Origin of the sequence: Corallococcus sicarius (assembly GCF_003611735.1) — a bacterium.
Classification (GTDB): Bacteria; Myxococcota; Myxococcia; order Myxococcales; family Myxococcaceae; genus Corallococcus; species Corallococcus sicarius.
The window spans coordinates 1-802 of sequence record NZ_RAWG01000671.1 but is presented as its reverse complement, the minus strand read 5'-3'; the positions used below and the strand labels follow the sequence as shown (position 1 = coordinate 802).

Annotated in this window: 1 protein-coding gene; it reads left to right on the top strand. The window is 69.8% G+C overall.

Annotated elements, in window-relative coordinates:
• Positions 1-165: 165 nt before the first annotated feature.
• Positions 166-708: a hypothetical protein gene (locus D7X12_RS41625; protein WP_120630590.1), complete on the top strand. Its 543-nt coding sequence runs from the start codon at positions 166-168 to the stop codon at positions 706-708.
• The last annotated feature ends 94 nt before the right edge of the window (positions 709-802 follow it).

Here is an 802-nt window from a genome sequence, read left to right as displayed (position 1 = left end):
CGTCAGGCGTTGGCAGAGCAATTGCTAAGTCTCTGTTCGCGATGCGGACGACAACGGACATGGCGGCGGAGCGGGGACGGAAGAAGGCTCGCCCAAAGGGTCGGATTCATTGGGAACTGCCACACGTCAGGCGTTGGCAGAGCAATTGCTAAGTCTCTGTTCGCGATGCGGACGACAACGGACATGGCGGCGGAGCGGGGACGGAAGAAGGCGGGGGCTGCCCGGGTCTTCAGCAGGCAGCCCGAGCGCATCGCGGCGTTGTGGCGCCGGATGCGGCTGGCGGCGCACGAGTCCCAGGCAGTGCCGGGGCCCAGCCTGCTGGACGGACTGGTGGAGCCCTTCGTCCGGGAGCTGGGGCTGACGCTGGAGGGCGTGGAGACGAGCCCCTGGAGCCGCACCCGCGCGGTGCTGCGTCTGGCGCCGGAGCGTGGCGCGCGCGCCCTGCATGACGAATTCGCACTGCTGCGGCGGTGCCTGGTGGATGCCCTGGAAGTCCTGGGCGGTGGAGACACGGAGCGCCAGCGCATCAACCGCGCGGTGGACGAGGCCGTGGACAGCGCGGTGGCGCTGCTCCAGCGGCTGGCGGACCCGAAGGCGGACGGTCCGCGGGTGCCCTTTGGTGGCCTGGTGGTGGAGTACTTCGAACGGCCGTCGCATGCGCGCCGGGCCCCGGTGGGCCGTCGCGACGAGCGGTCCGCGATGCACTGACTTTTGTTGCAAGGGTTTGCCGATCCGTCCGGCTTGACGCTTCTCCCCACAAGGGAGGGTCCGGGGGCTGGCGGGAGGGTGCGCTGTCGTGGAT

Excerpts from the sequence above, each read along its gene's own strand:
- D7X12_RS41625 (WP_120630590.1), top strand. The coding sequence starts at position 166 with ATGCGGACGACAACGGACATGGCGGCGGAGCGGGGACGGAAGAAGGCG.